Source organism: Psychrobacter sp. CMS30 (genome assembly GCF_904846565.1).
GTDB lineage: Bacteria > Pseudomonadota > Gammaproteobacteria > Pseudomonadales > Moraxellaceae > Psychrobacter > Psychrobacter maritimus.
In genome coordinates, this window is record NZ_CAJHBF010000035.1 from 1 (window position 1) to 20,754 (window position 20,754).

18 protein-coding genes and 2 pseudogenes are annotated in these 20,754 nt (G+C 39.5%); all 20 read left to right on the plus strand.

Annotated features, from left to right (window positions below; all coding sequences use genetic code 11):
* A partial coding sequence (locus tag JMX94_RS12680) for a glycosyltransferase (RefSeq protein ID WP_201565914.1) occupies positions 1-524 on the plus strand: 524 nt, incomplete at its 5' end.
* A gap of 398 nt (positions 525-922) precedes the next feature.
* Complete coding sequence (locus JMX94_RS12685; protein WP_201565915.1) at positions 923-2,260, plus strand: DUF4910 domain-containing protein; 1,338 nt, start codon at positions 923-925, stop codon at positions 2,258-2,260.
* Between the two features lie 343 nt (positions 2,261-2,603).
* Positions 2,604-3,602 carry a UDP-N-acetylglucosamine 4,6-dehydratase (inverting) gene (pseB, locus tag JMX94_RS12690; RefSeq protein ID WP_201565916.1) on the plus strand — a complete coding sequence of 333 codons (999 nt, stop codon included), beginning with the start codon at positions 2,604-2,606 and terminating at the stop codon, positions 3,600-3,602.
* Complete coding sequence (gene pseC, locus JMX94_RS12695) at positions 3,603-4,769, plus strand: UDP-4-amino-4,6-dideoxy-N-acetyl-beta-L-altrosamine transaminase (RefSeq protein ID WP_201565917.1); 1,167 nt, start codon at positions 3,603-3,605, stop codon at positions 4,767-4,769. It abuts the gene before it with no gap.
* Positions 4,766-5,650: an aldo/keto reductase gene (locus JMX94_RS12700; protein ID WP_201565918.1), complete on the plus strand. Its 885-nt coding sequence runs from the start codon at positions 4,766-4,768 to the stop codon at positions 5,648-5,650. The genes pseC and JMX94_RS12700 overlap by 4 nt, the downstream gene beginning before the upstream one ends.
* A complete protein-coding gene (locus JMX94_RS12705) occupies positions 5,647-6,546 on the plus strand; it encodes a Gfo/Idh/MocA family oxidoreductase (RefSeq protein ID WP_201565920.1) in 900 nt (299 codons plus the stop codon). Before JMX94_RS12700 ends, JMX94_RS12705 begins: the two co-directional genes overlap by 4 nt.
* Positions 6,543-7,298, plus strand: a complete 756-nt coding sequence (locus tag JMX94_RS12710) for an SDR family oxidoreductase (protein WP_201565921.1) — start codon at positions 6,543-6,545, stop codon at positions 7,296-7,298. Before JMX94_RS12705 ends, JMX94_RS12710 begins: the two co-directional genes overlap by 4 nt.
* Positions 7,292-7,996 (plus strand): cytidylyltransferase domain-containing protein, encoded by a 705-nt coding sequence (locus tag JMX94_RS12715; RefSeq protein WP_201565922.1) that lies wholly within the window; start codon positions 7,292-7,294, stop codon positions 7,994-7,996. Before JMX94_RS12710 ends, JMX94_RS12715 begins: the two co-directional genes overlap by 7 nt.
* Complete coding sequence (gene pseG, locus JMX94_RS12720; RefSeq protein WP_201565923.1) at positions 7,993-9,099, plus strand: UDP-2,4-diacetamido-2,4,6-trideoxy-beta-L-altropyranose hydrolase; 1,107 nt, start codon at positions 7,993-7,995, stop codon at positions 9,097-9,099. The genes JMX94_RS12715 and pseG overlap by 4 nt, the downstream gene beginning before the upstream one ends.
* 16 nt (positions 9,100-9,115) lie before the next feature.
* Positions 9,116-9,763, plus strand: coding sequence for a formyltransferase family protein (locus JMX94_RS12725; RefSeq protein ID WP_201565924.1), 648 nt, complete (start codon positions 9,116-9,118; stop codon positions 9,761-9,763).
* A pseudogene (gene pseI, locus JMX94_RS12730) lies at positions 9,753-10,799 on the plus strand (pseudaminic acid synthase). The gene JMX94_RS12725 and the pseudogene pseI overlap by 11 nt, the downstream one beginning before the upstream one ends.
* Before the next feature lie 27 nt (positions 10,800-10,826).
* Positions 10,827-11,765, plus strand: a complete 939-nt coding sequence (locus JMX94_RS12735; RefSeq protein WP_201565926.1) for a glycosyltransferase family 52 — start codon at positions 10,827-10,829, stop codon at positions 11,763-11,765.
* A 155-nt stretch (positions 11,766-11,920) separates the two neighbouring features.
* Positions 11,921-13,165 (plus strand): annotated as a pseudogene (locus tag JMX94_RS12740) (IS3 family transposase).
* A gap of 100 nt (positions 13,166-13,265) precedes the next feature.
* The gene (locus JMX94_RS12745) at positions 13,266-14,396 is read left to right on the plus strand and encodes a glycosyltransferase (protein WP_201565928.1); all 1,131 of its coding nucleotides are present in this window, start codon (positions 13,266-13,268) and stop codon (positions 14,394-14,396) included.
* Positions 14,397-14,398: 2 nt separating this feature from the next.
* Entirely contained in the window at positions 14,399-14,902 is a 504-nt protein-coding gene (locus JMX94_RS13480) for a hypothetical protein (RefSeq protein ID WP_265088971.1), read from the plus strand.
* A 20-nt stretch (positions 14,903-14,922) separates the two neighbouring features.
* Positions 14,923-16,356, plus strand: a complete 1,434-nt coding sequence (locus JMX94_RS12750; RefSeq protein WP_265088972.1) for an asparagine synthetase B — start codon at positions 14,923-14,925, stop codon at positions 16,354-16,356.
* Positions 16,357-16,578: 222 nt separating this feature from the next.
* Positions 16,579-17,760: a hypothetical protein gene (locus JMX94_RS12755; RefSeq protein ID WP_201565929.1), complete on the plus strand. Its 1,182-nt coding sequence runs from the start codon at positions 16,579-16,581 to the stop codon at positions 17,758-17,760.
* A gap of 200 nt (positions 17,761-17,960) precedes the next feature.
* Complete coding sequence (locus tag JMX94_RS12760) at positions 17,961-19,115, plus strand: glycosyltransferase family 4 protein (RefSeq protein WP_201565930.1); 1,155 nt, start codon at positions 17,961-17,963, stop codon at positions 19,113-19,115.
* Between the two features lie 191 nt (positions 19,116-19,306).
* Complete coding sequence (locus JMX94_RS12765) at positions 19,307-19,996, plus strand: sugar transferase (protein ID WP_201565931.1); 690 nt, start codon at positions 19,307-19,309, stop codon at positions 19,994-19,996.
* 348 nt (positions 19,997-20,344) lie between these two features.
* On the plus strand, positions 20,345-20,754 hold a 410-nt coding region (locus JMX94_RS12770; protein WP_307843784.1), incomplete at its 3' end, for a tetrahydrofolate dehydrogenase/cyclohydrolase catalytic domain-containing protein.

The following is a 20,754-nucleotide window of genomic DNA, read 5'->3' on the forward strand; positions in this document are numbered from 1 at the left end:
TCCCTCTCTTTTTTGATTTAATTCAGCGTATTAACGCTCAGAGCACTGAACCAATCAAGGCTCTTATATTGGGGCGCGGTGAAGAAAAAGAAAATATCTTAAGCACTATTGAGCAAGCAGGATTACAAGACAATATAGATCTGCAAGACTGGGTTGATAGGAAAGATCTGCCAGCAATATACGACAGCATTAAATGCTTTGCTATTACTAGTCATCATGAAGGATTTGCAACTACCTTACTTGAAGCACACGCTCGCGGTGTACCGGCTATTACCACCAAGAGTGCTGGATTTTGTGCTGAGTTTATAGAGGGTTTTGGTGATGCGACAGGTGTCTCTTTTATTCCTGAGGATGTTAAGTCAGTAAGTTTTCAACAACAAGTCTTGTTTTTAATTGAACGCTCAAATGACTATCATGATAAGTGCATCAATAAGGCGCAGCTTTTTGATGAAGATAAAGTATTGGGAAAAATCACTCAACAAATTGAACAATTATTAAGTAGGAAAACAAGGCAAGCTAAATAAAGATATTGTACATTATTTCTACGTTGGGTCTCGGCGGGGCAGAGCGTGTCGTCTGTGATTTGGCGGATGAGATGTTTGAAAAGGGCCATGAAGTAAAAGTAGTATATTTTTTAGGTGAGGTCATGACTCGGCTAGCCAATCAAGGTATTGAAATTGTCAAAGTAAACCGCCCCGAGACTGTTAATGCTTCGACAATCCCCGGACGTTTTATTTCTTTATATCTACCATAATCCTATATATGCCAAATAATGAATTTAATTCTTTACAAAAAAACTACGGCACAGCATAATCATAGTAAGTTAGTTTTTATGAGTTGAAGCTCCAGTACTTCACCCAAGCGGTTACAAGCTTAGATAAAGTAAGGAAGATTCTCGTTTAGCCTAAAGGAGAACGAAGTAATGAAAAATATTGGTATAGAAATGCACAAGCTTTGTGAAAAGCTTTTTCCGATATGTCGTAGCATAACTGGCGCAGGCTTTCGAGAATCCTTAAAGATACTAAAAAATGATATGCAATTGAATGATTTAAATGTGTTTGAGGTTGCAACTGGTACCAAATGCTTTGATTGGGAAGTCCCAAAAGAGTGGAATATTAGAGACGCCTATATCATTACTCCTGATGGCAAAAAGATATGTGATTTTCAAGTTTCTAACCTTCATGCCGTTGGCTACTCGATACCCGTAAATCAAGAAATGTCGCTTGAAGAATTGCAGGAGCACCTGTATTCATTGCCAGAGCAGCCGAATGCGATACCCTATATAACCTCATACTACCAAGAAAGATGGGGTTTTTGTATCACTCAACAAGAGAGGGACACGCTCAAACCAGGTACTTATACAGTATATATAGACAGTGACTTACGGGATGGAAGCTTAACTTATGGTGAGTTGATCATTCCAGGGGAAACAGAACAAGAGGTCTTTTTATCAACCTATTTGTGTCATCCCTCAATGGCAAACAATGAGCTATCAGGGCCAGTGGTAACGGTATTTTTGGCAAAGTGGCTTTTAAGTTTGCCATTTAGAAAATATACTTATCGTATTATTATCATCCCTGAAACTATTGGCTCAATCACATACCTCAGTCGTCATCATGAAGCGATGAAAAAAAATATCATTGCTGGCTTTAATATTACCTGTGTAGGCGATGATAGGGCTTACTCATATTTGCCTTCCAAAACCGGTGACACGTTAGCAGATCAAGTGGCAAAACATGTTTTAACCCACACGCATCCAGAGTTTGTCAGTTATTCTTTTTTAGACAGAGGAAGTGATGAAAGACAGTACTGTAGCAAGGGCATAGATCTGCCTGTATGTTCAATTATGAGGACAAAGTATGGATGCTATCCAGAGTATCACACCTCTTTAGATGACTTGGAGCTGGTCACTGCTACTGGGCTACTTGGTAGTTATGAAGTGCTAAAAAAATCGATTGAATGTCTTGAAGCTAATGAAGTACTTGCAACAAACTTTTTATGCGAACCACAACTTGGCAAGAGAGGTTTACATCCCACAATCGGTACCAAAGACAGTAGCTTAGTTGTCAAAAATATGATGGATTTTCTGGCTTACTGTGATGGAGTAAGCACAAATCTAGAAATAGCAGAAAAAATAAACGCCCCATTATGGGCGTTGCAAGATACTATAAATAAGCTGAAAGCGGAAGATTTATTGATAAGTGTTGACTTGGTTTCAGATCATGACGATCGTTATGAATATTCAAAATTGCTAATTTGACCTTTATATTAATGACTAATCTGCTTACTTTTCCACATTGAACACTGTGACCTATATTTTTTCTAAATTGTTTTGACTGTAATTTTTTCTAATCAATAAATATCTTTAGCTTAAATATATGAATAATCATATGTTTAAGCTAAAGATCTTTTGATGATTAATTTTGTCATTTATATTACGTTTAATTTATTTTTGCTGGTTATATATTTAAATATTGATATTAATAAATATATATATATTCTTTATTTTGCATATTAATGTGTGTTATAGTTTTGTTAAGTTTATTACAGAATAAATAATAGAATAATATTTGGTAGTCTTGCAACTGGTAGAGGGATTTTACATGTTGACTAATAGCACTATTCTGATCACCGGCGGTACAGGTTCATTTGGCAATACTTTTTTACCAATGACCTTAGAGAAATATAATCCTAAAAAAATTATCATCTTTTCACGTGATGAGATGAAGCAGTGGGATATGGCGAAAAAATTCGTCGGTGATGATAGGGTGCGCTTCTTCATCGGCAATGTCCGTGATAAAGAGCGCTTATATCGTGCATTAGACGGCGTTGACTATGTTGTCCATGCTGCCGCTACCAAAATTGTGCCTACCGCTGAATACAATCCCTTTGAATGTGTAAAAACCAATATCAATGGTGCAATGAATTTAATTGATGCCTGTATTGATAAAGGGGTTAAAGGTGTGGTTGCGCTATCTACCGATAAAGCCAGTAGCCCGATCAATCTTTATGGTGCTACTAAACTTGCTTCCGATAAATTGTTCGTAGCTGGTAACGCTTATTCTGGAGAGCATGGCACTAAGTTTTCAGTTGTACGTTATGGCAATGTCATGGGTTCTCGGGGCTCGGTGATTCCTTTTTTCATGTCTATTAAAGATAAAGGTGTGCTACCGATTACAGATGACCGTATGACCCGCTTTATGATTTCATTGGAAGATGGCGTTAAGTTAGTTTGGCATGCATTCGAAGATATGATTGGTGGTGAGATTTACGTCAAAAAAATACCTTCTATGAGGATGACAGATTTAGCCCGAGTAGTTGCACCAGAAGCCAAGCAAGAAATTATAGGCATTCGTCCCGGTGAGAAATTGCATGAACAAATGATCAGTAGTGAAGACGCTCACTATACCTATGAGTATCCTGAGCATTTCAAGATTTTGCCGCTGATACATAACTGGGCAGCATGTCCAAAACGAATCAAAGATGGCAAAAAAGTACCTAAAGGTTTCGTGTATGCCAGTGACAGCAATTCAGAGTGGATGTCTGACGACGATCTACAAGATTGGCTAGAGATAAACTGCGAAAAAATAGGGAGTATATAAATGATTCCCTATGCTCGCCAAGACATCAATCAGCAGGATATTAATGCAGTTATTGAGGTCCTTAAATCAGATTTTTTGACTCAGGGCCCTCAAGTCCCTGCATTTGAACAGGCCATTATAGATGCGTGTGATGCCAAGTATGCTGTTGCTGTTAATAGTGCAACATCGGCATTACATATTGCTTGTTTGGCTTTAGGGTTAGGTAATGACGATTGGCTTTGGACAACACCAAATACTTTTGTCGCTTCAGCAAATTGTGCTCTGTATTGCGGTGCCAAAGTTGATTTTGTTGATATCGATCCTCGCACTTACAATCTTTGCGCGAAACAATTAGAGAAAAAGCTTATTGCAGCGCAAAAGGTAGGAAAGCTACCCAAAATAGTGATTCCTGTGCATTTCAGCGGTCAGTCATGTGATATGCAAGCGATCCATGAGTTGGCTAAAAAATACGGTTTTAACATCATTGAAGATGCCTCACATGCGATTGGCGGTAAGTATAAGGGTGAACCTATTGGTAATAGCCGCTATAGCGACATCACCGTATTTAGTTTTCACCCTGTAAAAATAGTGACGACTGCCGAAGGTGGCATGGCTGTTACCAACAACGCTAAGTTAGCAGAACAGTTAAATCTGTTGCGCAGCCATGGTATCACTCGTGATGAAGAATTAATGACTAAAGCTGCGGATGGCCCTTGGTATTATCAGCAGATTGAACTTGGCTATAATTATCGAATGACAGAGTTGCAAGCCGCTCTTGGACTATCACAAATGCAACGGTTAGAAGCGTTTGTCATCAAGCGTCACGAGCTAGCGTCTAGCTATGACAATCTACTTCACGATCTACCAATTACCTTACCGTGGCAACACCCCGACAGTTATTCAGCTAGGCATTTATACGTCATTCGTCTGCAATTAGAACAAATTAACATCACCCATCTTGATGTATTTAACGCGCTGCGCGCGGCAGGAATTCAAGCTAATCTGCATTATATCCCTGTACATATGCAGCCCTATTATCAAAATATGGGGTTTGCGTCTGGTCAATTCCCTGAAGCGGAAAAGTATTATAAAGAAGCAATCACTATCCCCCTGTTTTCAGCGATGACTGAAGGGCAACAGGACACTGTATGCTCGACGCTGAAAACCATATTGAGTAAAGAATCATGAATATCCTAGCGCACAGTCACAAGCTTGCACTAGGAACGGCGCAATTCGGACTGAAATATGGTCTAGCTAATGCTGCCGACAAAGTACCACGTGACATGGTTGAGCAGTTACTTAAAGTAGCCAGCGCATTTAACATAACCATGCTCGATACAGCCATTGCTTATGGTGACAGCGAACAAGTCTTAGGTTCGTATAACCTTGCAAAATTCGAAATAGTAAGTAAGTTACCGGCAGTGCCATCCAATTGTCTAAACGTAGAAGAGTGGGTGCTAGAACAAACAATGTCTTCATTAAAGCGTTTAAAAACGGACAAATTGCACGACTTGTTATTACATAGACCAGCCCAGTTGCTAGGGACAAATGGAGAAAAAATATATAAGTCGATATTAAAACTCAAAGAGCAGGGCATGGTGGACCAGATTGGCGTTTCTGTTTATGGTCCTGATGAATTATCCGAGCTTATCAAAAGGTTTGATTTTGATGTGATTCAAGCGCCCATGAATATATTTGATCGGCGCATGGAGCACACAGGAATGCTTAAACATTTGAAGAAAAAAGGTGTAACTATCCATATTAGATCAGCATTTTTGCAAGGTCTTTTATTGATGCCAAGTGAAAAGATTCCAGTATGTTTTGCTCCATGGGCACCATTAATTAAACAGTACCATCAGTGGTTAAATCAACAAAGCCTCTCTCCTTTGCAGGCCTGCTTAAGCTATCTTAACCAACATAGTGATATCGATAAAATTATAGTTGGAGTAGATGATATTTGGCAGCTGAAACAAATAATTGCTGCAATTGATACTCCCATCACTGACATTCCTGACTTCTTACAATCTACAGATGAAGGTTTACTTAATCCGTCGAGGTGGCAGCGATGACATTAAACTTAGGAGTCATCGGCTCATCTGAAGGTAATGGGCATCCTTATTCTTGGAGCGCCATCTTTAATGGTTATGATTCGGTGGAAATGGAAAAATGTGGCTATCCTGTCATACCACGTTATTTAGAGCAGCAACAATGGCCTGCGAGTCAAATAAAAGAGGCAAGAGTTACTGCTATTTGGACGCAAGATATAGCACTTTCTCGGCACATTGCTAAAGCTGCAAAAATCGAGCACGTTGTGACTTGTTATACAGATATGATTGGGCAAGTAGATGCCGTTCTGTTGGCGCGTGATGATGCCTATCATCATTTGCAGTATGCCGAACCATTCTTACGTCAAGGCATCCCTATTTATATAGACAAACCCATTGCACTATCCATTAATGATTTAGATAAGTTATATGCATTAGAACAGTATTCAGGTCAGATTTTTACCTGTTCAGCGCTCAGATATAGCAAGCAGTTGACATTGAGTGAAGTAGATAAGCAAAAACTGGGGAGCATTAAACAGATCACCGCATTTACCCCTAAATCATGGTCTAAATATGCCGTTCATATTATTGAGCCTGTGCTAAACATGCTCTCTGAGGGTGACGAGATAGTCGAAATGACTGCTCCTGCTTCTGATAGAAGTGATGGCTCGGGTAGCCTAATGGTTCGCTGGGAAAGTGGTATACAGACCAATTTTTTTGCGCTTGGTAATGGACAGTCTCCAATCTCGATTAGAGTATTTGGTACGGATAGTTGGATGGACTTTACATTTACAGATTCGTTCTCAGCTTTTAAAACGGCTTTGCAGACTTTTATATATGGTATACAAGAAAAAAAGGTAATGTCAGACAAAGCGTTTAATACAAGGGTCGTTCAGTTGCTTGAAAGAGGTTGCCAATGATAGAGACAATCTTGATTACTGGTGGTACAGGTAAATTCGGCAGGCAATTTGTCAAGCACTTTGCAACTAAGGGCTGGCAGGTGTTATTTACGACGACCTGTCAAGATAATGCCGATAGTTTAATAAAAGAGATAGTTGGCGACTGTTGTTTGATTCCGCTAATAGTTGATTTTACTAAGCCGCAAGCAGTACAGGACATCATTAAGCAAGTTCAAGACTCTGGCTATACCATTAATCACTTGGTAAACAATGCACGTAGTTTGGATTTTTTGCAGACAGACTCATTAGGTCAGACAAGCCGTGAAGATTTTTTAGCAGAGTATTTGATGGACGTCATCGTGCCTTATGAGCTATCAATGGGGCTATTCAATACTCAGCCAAACGAGCTAAGAACAATCACTAATATAGGCTCTCAGTATGGGGTCGTCGCTGCCAACCCTGCTTTATACGAGGATTATCCAAAACAGTCGCCGATTCAATATAGTGTTGCCAAAGCAGCATTGATACATTTAACAAAGGAGTTGGCTGTACGTTTTTCTGATTTCGATATAAGGGTTAATTGTATTGCCTATGGCGGTGTCAGCGGTCGCGTCGATGATAGCTTTGAAGCCAGATATGCAAAGCTTACGCCAAGCGGTCGTATGCTATCCGAGTCAGATCTCATAGGGCCTCTAGATTTTCTAGTTTCAGAAAACTGTAAAGCAATCAATGGTCAAACCATTCAGGCTGATGGCGGGTGGACATTATGGTAAACCGTAGAATTGCCATTATTCCTGCTCGCGGCGGTTCGAAGCGAATCCCGAAAAAAAATATAACCGATTTTAATGGTCTGCCGATGATTGCATGGACGATTAAAGCGGCGGAAGAATCTAAATTATTTGATCGAATCTTGGTATCTACCGATGATTCAACGATAGCTGAGGTGGCCATAAACGCTGGTGCTGAAGTACCTTTTCTACGTACTGATTGCGCTGATGATCACTCCACAGTAAGCGAGGCTACAACATTTGCTTTACAGCAGGCTATGGACTATTGGCAAGAAGAGTACAACGTGGTGGTTCAATTGATGGCTAACTGTCCATTGCGTACCAGTGAAGACATAAAAACATTGGTGTCGGTATTTGAAACAGAGCAGCGCACCGCTCAGATCAGTTGTTTTGAATATGGGTGGATGAATCCGTGGTGGGCGGCGACGATTGATGACATAGGTAGACCTACACAGCTTTTCTCTGAAACATTGACTAAGCGTTCTCAAGATTTACCCAAGCTCTATTGTCCAACGGGTGCTATTTGGATATCTACAGTGAAAGCACTGGTAACCCATAAAACGTTCTACTCACCAGATCACACATTTGAGCCTATCTCATTAAAAAGCGCCATGGATATAGACAGCTATGAAGATCTAAAGATTGCAAATGCATTATTACTAGCCAGTGATTACTCGCCATGACAGCAAAAGAGTACAAGATTGTCTTTCGTTGTGATGCTTCTATTCAGATAGGATCTGGTCACGTCATGCGTTGCTTGACTTTAGCTGATGAGCTATCTAGGCAAGGAGCTGAGAGTTTTTTTATATGCCGTCAGCATGATGGAAGTTTGATTGAGATTTTACAGCAGCGTGGGTATCGAGTGTATACGCTTCCTTTAGAGCATGGCTTAGGTATTGAGTCAGAAAGTAAGGCTACACTTGCTCACGCTGATTGGCTGGCTAGTACACAACACAGAGATGCGGAATTAAGTATCTCGATAGTAAAGGCGATACAACCTGATTGGCTAATCGTTGATCACTATGCGCTAGATGAGAATTGGGAAAAAAGACTGAAGCCTTATTGCAAAAAGCTAATGGTTATCGATGATTTGGCAGATCGGAAGCATGATTGTGACGTCTTACTTGACCAAAACTTTGGTCGTGATCCGCAAGACTATGCCGCCTATGTTAATGAAGATTGTGAATTACTGTGTGGATCTAACTATGCATTACTCAGGCCTGAATTTGCACAATGGCGAAGATACAGCTTAGAGCGGCGTCAGCATAATAAATTGGCAAGTATTTTGATTAATTTAGGTGGGGTTGATAAGGATAATATTACAACCAAAATCCTGAAAGGACTGCAAACGAAATCTTTACCTGATCACTGTTCAATGAATATCGTTATGGGTTCGACATCACCATGGATTGAAGCAGTAAAAAAACAAGCCGCAATGATGCAGTGGCGTACGGTAGTAAAGGTAGGGGTAGATAATATGGCTGAGCTAATGGCCAATAGTGATTTGGCTATCGGCGCCGCAGGGTCAACCTCATGGGAGAGATGCTGTTTGGGACTGCCGACCATTATGCTGGTTTTGGCAGATAACCAACGGGATATTGCTAACGTATTAGAAGATGTAGGAGCCGCACTGACCTTTAATATAAATAAGCTGGAAGCTGAGCCATTAGCACTTGAACAATGTATCGCTTCAATCGTACCTAAAATGAGAGCAATGAGTAGGGTAGCTAGTGCGGTTACTGATGGGCTAGGAGTAACCCGGCTATCTAAAGTTTTACTCCGATAGCTCTAAAGGAAATGTTATGAAAATCAGCTTCTTATGTAGTGACTCTAGACACCCCGTCAACGACTATCTATATGCATGGATAAAAAAGAACAATAGCAAACATGAGATAGAGCTGGTGCGTCAGAAAAAGGATCTGTCCGGAGGTGACATATTATTTCTCATTTCCTGTACAGAGATTATAAGTAGCCAAGAGCGCAAGGCTTATATTAGCTGCTTGGTACTGCATGCTAGTGACTTACCTAAAGGTAGGGGTTGGAGCCCAAATATATGGAGCATTATAGAAGGTAAGGAAGAGATAACTCTGACACTGCTAGAAGCTAATGATGAGGTAGATAGCGGCAGAATATGGCAAAAGCTAATATTTCAAGTACCCAAACATGCCCTATGGAATGAAATTAATGCTCAGTTATTTGAAAAAGAGATTGAGTTGATAGATTTTGCGGTTAGTAACTTCAAGAGTGTCTCACCTAAGCCACAAGATCCAAATATAAAACCGACGTATTATCCAAGGCGGACACCCGATGATAGTGCAATTGATCCATTTAAAAGTATTGAGAGTCAGTTTGATAAAATTCGAGTCTGTGATCCTGATCGATTTCCTGCGCATATAGAGCTGTATGGGAAGAGATATAAGATCATTTTGGAGAAGGTAGATGACAAATAATATTCATATTGATGGTCGCATCATAGGTCGTAATCAAGCTCCTTATATCATTGCTGAGATGTCGGCAAACCATAATGGTCAACTTGATGCAGCTCTGCGTATTATAAAAGAGGCCAAACGCGCCGGTGCTGACGCCATTAAAATGCAAACGTACAGGCCTGATACGATTACTTTAAAGTCAGACTTGCCGGATTTTCAAATTTCAGATGGCTTATGGGCTGGGCGTACTTTATATGATTTGTACGAGTGGGCTCATACCCCTTGGGACTGGCATAAGCCACTGTTCGATTATGCTCGTCAACTAGGTATTACGATATTTAGCTCCCCTTTTGACAGCACCGCTGTAGATCTACTCGAGGATCTAGGAGCACCTGCATACAAAATAGCTTCTTTTGAAGCAGTTGACTTAGCATTGATTAAGTACGTTGCTAGCACTGGCAAGCCGATGATTATATCTACTGGTATGGCCAGTGCTGAGGAGATAGAAGAAGCGATAGATGCTGCACGTGTAGGCGGCTGTAAGGAGCTTGCTATTTTGCACTGTGTCAGTGGTTACCCAGCGCCTGCTGCAGATTATAACCTGCGTACTATTGCAGATATGATAGAGCGGTTTGGTTTGGTCACAGGTTTATCTGATCACACTCTTGGTAATACCACAGCAATCACAAGTGTCGCCCTTGGAGCCTCTATCATCGAGAAGCACTTCACCCTTGATCGTAATGGTGGTGGACCTGATGACAGTTTTTCATTAGAGCCTGCAGATTTGGCCGCCTTATGCCGTGATACCAAAACAGCTTGGCAGGCGCTTGGGCAGGTAGATTACAGCCGAAAAGCCAGCGAAAAAACCAACACTAAGTTTCGGCGCTCATTGTATTTTGTAAAAGATATGGCAGAAGGCGATACCATCACTGAAGATTCTGTACGCAGTGTGCGTCCTGGTTTTGGTTAGGCGCCAAAGTATCTAGCTAACATTATAGGTAAAAAGCTTACTAGAAAAGCGTTAATGAATCACCCTGTAACTATTAGTCACATTTAGATCAAAAAATATAAAAATTAGAATAATATGAATAATTTACTGGTTATAAGAACTCCATTTCAAGCGTGGCTAGCAGAAAGAGTGCTAGAGAAAGAAGCAATTGATAATTTTGAGTTGATTTATTTTACGCACAATAATTCTATAGAGGATATTCATTACTACAAAAAATTATCTCTTAAGGCTAATAAGTCTGAATATATCTTTGTTTTACCGCAGAGGATTAATATTCTATTACTCATTACTTTTAAGATCCGTTCTAGGTCCTGGTATAACTACTGTCAATACAACATTATTCTTTGTGCAAGTATTGATAGTTTTTATATTACGTCTTTGATAAGGTCAAATCGTAACTGTAGATTGATAACGTTTGATGACGGTACTAGTAATATCGATACCAAAAGTTCTTATTCATATTTTCAAGAGAGTAAAAGTGTAAGGGATCGTTTTTATAGGTTTCTATTGAATGCACTATCATTGAGTCAGGTCAAGAGTTTGATTGATAGACATTATACTATGTACGATGGTTATGAAAATATAGTCGACTCTAGTAAGTTAGTTTTCTTAGATAAGCTAAAAAGACCTTCCTATAAGAAAAATAATGCGACCAAAACTTATTTTATAGGAACTCCTTTTGAAGAGATAATGAGCGATAAAGAGATAAAGAAACTAGAGGTTTTTTTAAAAAACTGGGAGTTTAGTGCGTACGTTGCTCATCCACGAGAAACAAGGTTGCTTAAAATCGGAGCCAAAACCCTAGATAAAAAAGGACAAATAGCTGAAGAAGCTATTCTAGAAGATGCAAAAGATAGCTCTATTATATTAATTGGTGGTAACTTAAGTTCAGTAATGCTAAATATTGGATATGTTTGTCAGGAAGTGAGAGTTATCCTGCCACATGAAGCAAAGATAACGCCTAATATATCTGAGATGAGTATAGAGTCTGGATTTAAAGTTACTCTTATTTAGTATAGAAGCACCTTACAGCTATAATATTGTTCAATGGAAAAACAAGTAATTAAAAGCATGATTTTCTAAAAATCTTAATTTTTTAGTTGATGAGCTATGCTGAAAAAATCGTAGAGATAAACTTGGTAAACTAATAACTCGATCAGGAGTTTATCATGACCAAGAAAATGCAGAGCTACAGTGCTGAATTTAAAGCAGAAGCGGTCAAAAAGATAGCAGCCAACAATGGTAACTTGAGTGCAACTGCTCGGCAGCTAGGGATAGCGATGCAAACGTTATCTAATTGGCAGAACAAAGCCAATCAAGGCAAGCTTAAAGGGTCTGAGCAATATGACCCACAATTAGCAACTGCGCTTGAAGAGATAAAACAGCTCAAGCGACAACTTAAAGTGGCCGAAGAGGAACGAGAGATATTAAATGAGGAGGGATAAAGCGAAGCACTGCCTCGCCCCGACGCAAGATGAGAGCTATGCTCGAATGAGGCTACCGCTTACTTTGCCAGACACAGCTCATGAAGTACGCTTTTATAAGAACTAATAGACCTCTCTTCACTGTCGCAAGCACGTGCAAGGTCTCAGCTATTAAGCCATCACGCTATTACGACTGGAAAAATCGCGACATTAGCGACCAACAGATACATCGCAACCATTGCGAGCTACTAGTTAAATTAAAGCTGCTCACAGCGAAACTCGTGAGCGCTACGGTGTTGATCGATTGCATGCAAAGCTGACAGAGCAAGGGTTTGACATTAGTTTATACATGGTCAGAAGTATCTTTGATGAACATGGCATCAAATGCCGTCGCCACAAGCGCTTTAAAGTCACCACTGATTCAAACCATAACAAGCTGATCTATCCAAACGTGCTGGATCAGAAGTTTGACGCCAGTCGACCTAATGAATCTTGGGTCAGTGATATTACTTATATCTGGACAAGCGAGGGCTGGCTATACTTAGCTGGAATTAAAGACTCATATACCAAAGAGCTGGTCGGCTACGCTATCAATAAACGCATGACAGCAGACTTAGTATGCCGTGCACTCAATATGGCAGTCCAGAATAAACGACCTAGCCGAGCGCTGATTGTGCATTCTGATAGAGGCAGTCAATACTGTAGTTGTGAGTATCACAAGATCATCAAACAATATAGGTTTACAGAATCAATGAGCGGTAAAGTCAATTGTTTCGACAACGCTCCGATAGAAAGCTTCTCGGGTGAGGAGCACTGCTCCGCAAGGAAGAATGAGCTGGTGTATCACCAAGACTATGAAACAAGAGCTCGAACCATCAACGATATCATTAAATATATCGAGCTGTATTATAACCAGACTAGAATTCAAAAGGGGTAGGCTATAAACCGCCAAGACAGATGTGGTTTGACTTTCGTCGTCAGGCTGCGTAATTAAAGTCTCCCAAGTTTGTTTCTACGGATTTGACAGCAGGGGTCAAAAATCAGGATGGATGTGAAAAATCTAAATAAATAGCTCTATAAGGTAAGCGAAATGAAAATTTTGATGGTTATAACCAGCTTAGGTGTGGGAGGTGCCGAAAAGGTAGTGACAACGCTAGCTGACCAACTTGTGAATATGGGCCACGAGGTAAATATCGCTTATTTGACAGGTGAGGCATTGGTTGTTCCAAAAAACAAAAGCATAAGAGTAATAAACTTAGAAGTCAAATCGTTCCGTAGTCTAACAGGTGGCTACCTGAAGTTGCGTAAATTGATTCATGACTTCAAACCTGATGTAGTACACAGTCATTTGGTACATGCCAATATACTTTGCCGTACCATGCGCCTATCAACGAATATACCTAGACTAATTAGCAGTGCTCATAATACCGATGAGGAGGGATGGACGAGGTTTTTAGCTTACCGTTTAACAGATAGAATCACCGATATTTCTACAAATGTCAGTGATGAAGCAGTTGAAGCCTTTATCCAAAAAAAAGCTGTGCGACGTGGAAGGATGTTAACTTTACATAATGGTATTTCTACTACCGATTTTGTTTTTTCTGAACAAGCAAGAAGCTATATTCGAAGTGAGTTAGGGGTTACAGAAGGTCAGCAGTTAATTTTAGCGGTCGGCAGACTAAATGAACAAAAAGACTATCCTAATCTTTTAGCAGCCATATCACATGTTTCTCTTAAATGTCGAAATGTTAAGTTAGCAATAGTTGGAGACGGGCCTCAACTTAATGAGCTAAAGAAATATGCGAATTCGCTTGGCCTGAATAATAAAGTCGACTTTCTTGGAATTAGGACAGACATTCCATCGTTGATGTCTGCGGCAGATGTTTTCACGTTATCTTCAGCTTGGGAAGGTTTTGGATTAGTAGTCGCTGAAGCGATGGCTTGTAATCGAGTCGTAGTTGCTACCGATTGTGGTGGCGTAAAAGAGGTAGTAGGTGATGCAGGTTTTCTGGTTCCTCCCAAAGACTCTCGTAAGCTTGCTGCTACGCTTGAACTGGCTTTGAACTTAAGTGATGATGAACGTTTAAAAATAGGTGCTAAGGCTCGTCAGAGAGTCATAAAGCACTACTCATTACCGGCCGCTGTACAAAAGTGGATGCATTTGTATTCAGCACCTATAAATGATTTGAAAACTCCTTTCTCAAGCGAAATACCGAGGTAGCTATGTGTGGCTTAAATGGTTTTTTTAATGTACATGCTAGTAGTTATTCTACTACTACTGCAATACTAAAGATGAATGATGCTCTCTATCATAGAGGTCCGGATGCTGGCGATAGTTGGCTGGATGAAACGATTGGCTTAGCTCTTGGTCATCGGCGTTTAGCCATTCTAGAGCTGTCGCCTGCAGGCGCACAGCCGATGCATTCTAATTGTGGACGATATGTGGTTGTATTTAATGGTGAGATATATAACCATCTGCAACTACGTCAACAGCTTAATCAAGAAGGCTTCTTACTCGAATGGAAAGGTCATTCAGATACCGAGACTATGCTCGCTTGTTTCGTAGCTTGGGGTATAGAGAAAACACTACAAGCTATGGTAGGTATGTTTGCCATTGCTCTATGGGATGAGCAAACAAAACTCCTGACTCTAGCTAAGGATAGGATGGGTGAAAAACCTCTATATTGGGGTTGGCAGGGCGATAGTTATTCTTTAGTTCTGAATTAAAAGCTTTAAAAGCACCCCCGATGTTCATAGCAGACATTGATTGTGATGCAATCACTTTACTGTTGCGTCACAACTGCATCCCTGCTCCTTATAGTATTTATCAAGGCATTAAAAAGTTGCGACCTGGTTATTGGTTACAATTACCCTTAGCAGAATTGGAAACAGCTAAAATAGCGGTACCCAAGGCCTACTGGCGTTTTAATACGGTAGTTGAATCAGGGCTACAAAATCCTTTTACGGGCAGTCCAGAGCAAGCGGTTGATATTTTAGAATCAGCACTTGTGGAGAGTATTGGCAGTCAAATGCAATCAGATGTTCCACTTGGTGCTTTTTTAAGCGGTGGTATAGATAGCAGTACAGTAGTTGCATTAATGCAGGCGCAAAGCGAGCGGCCAATTAAGACTTTTACTATTGGTTTTGAGGATGAGGCATATAACGAAGCAACGCATGCAAAAGCTGTGGCTAAGCACATTGGTACCGAACATACTGAGCTTTATATAACCCCTAAAGATGCTTTATCAGTGATACCGAAGTTATCATCTATATACTGTGAGCCATTTTCAGATAGCTCACAAATCCCGACCTTTTTAGTCAGTCAGTTAGCAAGTGAGCATGTGACGGTTGCCTTAAGTGGTGACGGGGGTGATGAGCTATTTGGAGGCTACAATCGCTACCTCATGGCTCAGCAAGTTTGGAATAAAAATCGTAAACTGCCTAGACCAATAAGAAGATTGGCGTCGACGACACTGACTGCTTTCGCACCCAAGAGCTGGGATGCTATGTTCACAACACTTAATCCTATTCTCCCTAAAAAATTACGGTTGAGTGCTCCTGGTGATAAGGCTCACAAGCTAGCAGGTGTGCTAAATATTGATAGTGAACAGGATTTTTACCAGTCATTGACCAGTCATTGGCAGCAGCCTGAGATGTTAGTCATAGGTGCAAAAGAGCCTAGTACTTTGATAAGTGACATAAATTGTTGGCCGCAGACAGATAGCTTTCAACATGCGATGATGGCTATGGACGCACAGACTTATATGACTGATGATATTTTGGTAAAGGTTGATCGCGCTGCTATGGCTAATAGCTTAGAGACGCGAGTGCCGATGCTCGATCATCGTATTGTTGAATTAACCTGGAAAATGCCATTATATTACAAAATACGGAATGGGGAAGGTAAGTGGTTGCTGAAGCAGGTGCTATTTCGTCATGTCCCTCGCCAATTGATTGAACGACCTAAAATGGGGTTTAGCCTACCTTTACACGATTGGTTACGAGGCTCATTACGGGATTGGGCTGAAGCATTATTAGATGAAAGGCTGTTATTAGAGCAAGGTTATTTTTATCCCGCACCCATACGTATGATGTGGACAGAACACCTGAGTGGTAAATATAATCATCAAGATCAACTCTGGAATATATTAATGTTCCAAGCTTGGCTTGAGACCCAGTGATTTATATGGGCAGCAAAATTATGATTATATTTATTTTTTTGAATGTATACAATTATTAGACTACAATCAGCAAGACACCTTTTAAAACGTAGTCGTACAAAGCCAGTAGGTTAAATTAGAATTTAGAATAATACCCCAATATTATAATCACAACAGTCCCTCGATAGTAGCCGAAACAGACATGTAATTTTAATTTTTTATTAAAAATATAGAGACAAACTAATGTCAGACCCAAATTGGATTTATACGTATGGATTTTTAGGTATCAGACTTTTTGAGTTACCTAGTCTGCTGATATGTTTGTTGCTAATTGTTACTGTCGGATACAAGTTCAGAGTTCCATCTAATTATCAAATAGTATTGGGGTTGCATTGTCTAATTCCATTTTTCTTAAATGATTTTTTGTTCAGTACGTCTTATATGCCAGACCAGTTTAGATACTGGCGCGGAGTCAATGCAATCAGATCTGGAGAACTGGGTTTGATTGAAGCATTCACAGGTGGTGATAATGTCTTTCAAGCCAGTGCTATGCTTGCACTGTTACCATTTCCAGCTCCTGTTTCTCCTATTAGTTTAGGATTCTATAATACTTTTCTCTATATCGTTTTGTTCTTCGTTTTGTATGTTAAAAACATTTTTACAAAAGTATCAATATGGTTCTATCTGTTGTTTCCAAGCATGGCTCTATACACAGCGCTAAGCTTGCGAGAAACTCTCATTCTATTTTTTATGTTGCTAACTATTGTCTATGCACGTGAGTCTAAGATACTTAAAAGTATTTTATTTATTATTCCTTTATACCTAATTAAATTCCAGAACTTCTTTATTTTAGGTCCTATTGTGTGGATGTATTTTATTTTTAATGTGGCCAAAAAGGGTATGGGGTTAGCAAAAGTAGTAATTATAAGCCTGATTAGCCTAGCTGGATTGCTTCTTTCTGCTCCGATAGCGATCCCTCAAATTAATCATTTTAGGGCCGCTATGTTTGTAGAAGATGGAGGTAAAGCTGAAGAAATCATGCTTATTTCTGGCGCAGGCGAGTTTGTCGTTGAAGGTTTGACGTCAGGTATTTACTTTTTGTCTAAACCATTTATATGGGAAGCGAGCGGCGCTTTACCTTTGATTCAGTCATTTGAAAATTTATTTATACTTGCTATTTTGTTTCTGATAACACGTAAAGCTTGGATGAAAAGTCCTGACAAGCTTGCTTTTTGGTTATTATTTATGGCTTTATCCATGTCTGTATATGGCTTAGTTGTATTCAACTATGGGACAGCTGTTCGTTATAGATATCCATTCGTTATGATATATGTACTGTTCGTATGTGCAGACTGCGAAATTCGCACAATATTTCCTAGTGAGAAACTTCCAAATAAGAACCCAATTCCTAAAATCAATCAGTAAGAATTCTTAACCACCTCTCTCAAAGGTATAAATATAAATTATTTATGTCTTTCTATTGTAATTAGTATGAAAACTACCTATAGTATATTTATATATGTGAATATATAAATATACTTTGAGTCGAATTTTAGTTTGCAGTACTAATAATGCTATTCATGGCTATTCTCTTTATACGATTTAAATAACTAAGCTGAAAAACTATGCCTAAGAGAAAAAGGTTTCTAATATTTTCTAACTGTTTGCATAATGTATTGAATTTTAGAGGCAAGCTTTTGGAATGCATTGCTCAATTAGGATATGAGATACATATCGTTGCTCCTGTCTTAGAGAAATATACTGCAGACCATAATGAGTTTATAGGTCGTGGATATCATGTTCATCAGATTGCTATGCAAAGAACTGGAACTAACCCAGTTAAAGATATAAAAACCTTTTTTCATAGTTATCAGATATTAAATAGAATCAAACCAGAATATGTACTCTCTTACACTGTAAAGCCTATGGTGTATGGAACGTTAGCAGCATGGCTGGCTAAAGTACCTTATCGTTTTGTGTTGATATCAGGATTAGGTTATACCTTTCAGCAAGTAGAAGAGACCAACAAGCGTAGTATTTTTCAAAAATTTGTACATGTGCTTTACCAACAAGCATTAACAAAGTCTTCTAAGGTGTTTTTTCAAAATAACGATGACTTAAATTTATTAAAAAAACTGAATATAGTTCAACCAATCATTCCCACAGTAGTAGTGAACGGCTCAGGGGTGGATTTAAATGATTTCAATGTATCTCCATTACCTAGGAATGAGTCAGGGGGCGTCAAGCCATCCTTTTTGTTGATTGCTAGACTGCTCAAAGATAAAGGGATAGTGGAATATGTCGAAGCATCCAAACAGATAAAGAGAGAATATTCTGATGCCGAATTTCATCTAGTAGGCTCAATAGATGAAAACCCAGCAGCCATTGAGCAAGCACAGTTAGATCAATGGATAGCAGATGGCGACATCATCTATTGGGGTCAACTTAAGGATGTGCGTCCTGCCATAGCGGCCAGCTCAGTCTATGTATTGCCGTCTTATCGCGAGGGTACATCACGCTCTGTGTTAGAGGCTATGTCAATGGGACGAGCTATTATTACGACGGATGCTCCAGGGTGTAGGGAGCCTGTGACCAATGGTATAAATGGTTATTTAGTTCCCGTCCAAGCCATTGATGAGTTAATAGATGCCATGCGTCAGTTCATAGAGCATCCCAATCTTTATGAGCAAATGGGGTCGGCCTCTAGAGGTATTGCGGTCGATAAGTATGACGTTAAAAAGGTAAACGCTCATATGATAGTGGAGATGGGTTTAGGTTAGATTTTTATATCGAAATATATCTCTTAAGCATCGTTTTAGGAAATACATAGTCTAATTATTTTTTATCTTGGAAGCTACTTTACCTTATATATATTCGTTTATAAGGATTTATTTATTTAAAATTTGCTATATATAAGAAAAGCATTATGGGTTTGGGTATATCGTGAACTGCTCTACATAGGAGGTATAAAATGCTTAAAAGGATGTTCGACGTGAGTGTAGCTCTAATGGCCTTATTTTTAATGCTGCCTATTTTTATATTGGTGGCATATAAAGTTAGGAAGAATTTTGGAGCACCTGTGTTATTTCGTCAAGCTCGGTCTGGCCTTGATGGTAAAACATTTGAGATTATTAAATTTCGGACAATGAGCGATGATAAAGATTCTGAAGGCCATCTCTTGCCGGATGAGTATCGTCTTACAGATTTTGGTAAGCAACTTCGAGCGAGTAGCTTCGATGAATTACCCCAACTATGGAATGTTCTCAAAGGTGACATGAGTATAGTAGGACCGCGGCCTCAGCTTATAGAGTATTTACCATTATATAGTGAAGAGCAGTTTAAGAGGCACTTAGTGAAACCAGGAATCACTGGTCATGCCCAAATCAATGGTCGTAATAACATCAGTTGGGAAAAACGCTTTGAGCTTGATATTTGGTACGTTAATAATCAATCGATGTGGTTAGATATTCAAATATTATTCAAAACAGTGGGGCTGGTTATTAAAAAGCAAGGTATTTGTGCAGAGGGAGAAGCTACAATGAGTCGATTTACTGGTAATAAACAACGAAGATATAAAGTTATAAACGCTAATGTTAGAAGAAGCCTTCTAAGATATCGACGTCTTAATAGGCATTTTTCAGAGCGTGATATCGATATTTAGTTTGGTATTAAAAAATAAGATGTATAAATACCATGCTTTATTAGAAGAGTATTCAGTTATATAAATTACCTGCCGCTTATAGAAGCGGTGGTTGCTTAATCAGTTTGTAAAAATTATTGAATACCTAAAGTCGGTCTATTAGGATTTAATAGCTCGACTTTTTTATGGCCATGTTATTAATTTTTAATTAAGGCCTTTGAATAGGGTGCTAGGATTTTTTAGCCCAGACAGGTACAATATCAGTCTCAATTAACGGTCAAAAAGAATTGACCGAGCATAAGACAGGCATGCAAAGATACTGCAGGCGCTGTCTTTACTTTTTTTATCGCACCCTTTATTGGAGTTACTATGTCAATTGCGTCTATTACGTCAACTGCCCAAGGATCTGCTACCGTTTTGGACGGTAAAGCACTTGCTAAACAAATAGAACAGCAACTGAGTACGCGTGTAGACGCTATTAAAGCTAAGACAGGACGTACCCCAAGCCTAGCGACGATATTGGTCGGTGACGATCCTGCGTCTGCGACTTATGTGCGTATGAAGGGCAATGCTTGTAAGCGTGTCGGTATGGATTCTATTCGCGTTGAAATGCCAAGTGCGACAACGACTGCAGAGCTGATGGCAAAAATAGACGAGCTTAATAGCAATCCAGACGTTCATGGTATTTTACTGCAGCACCCAGTACCGGCTCATATCGATGAACGTGCTTGCTTTGAGCAGATTGACTTGGCAAAAGACGTCGATGGTGTGACCTGTCT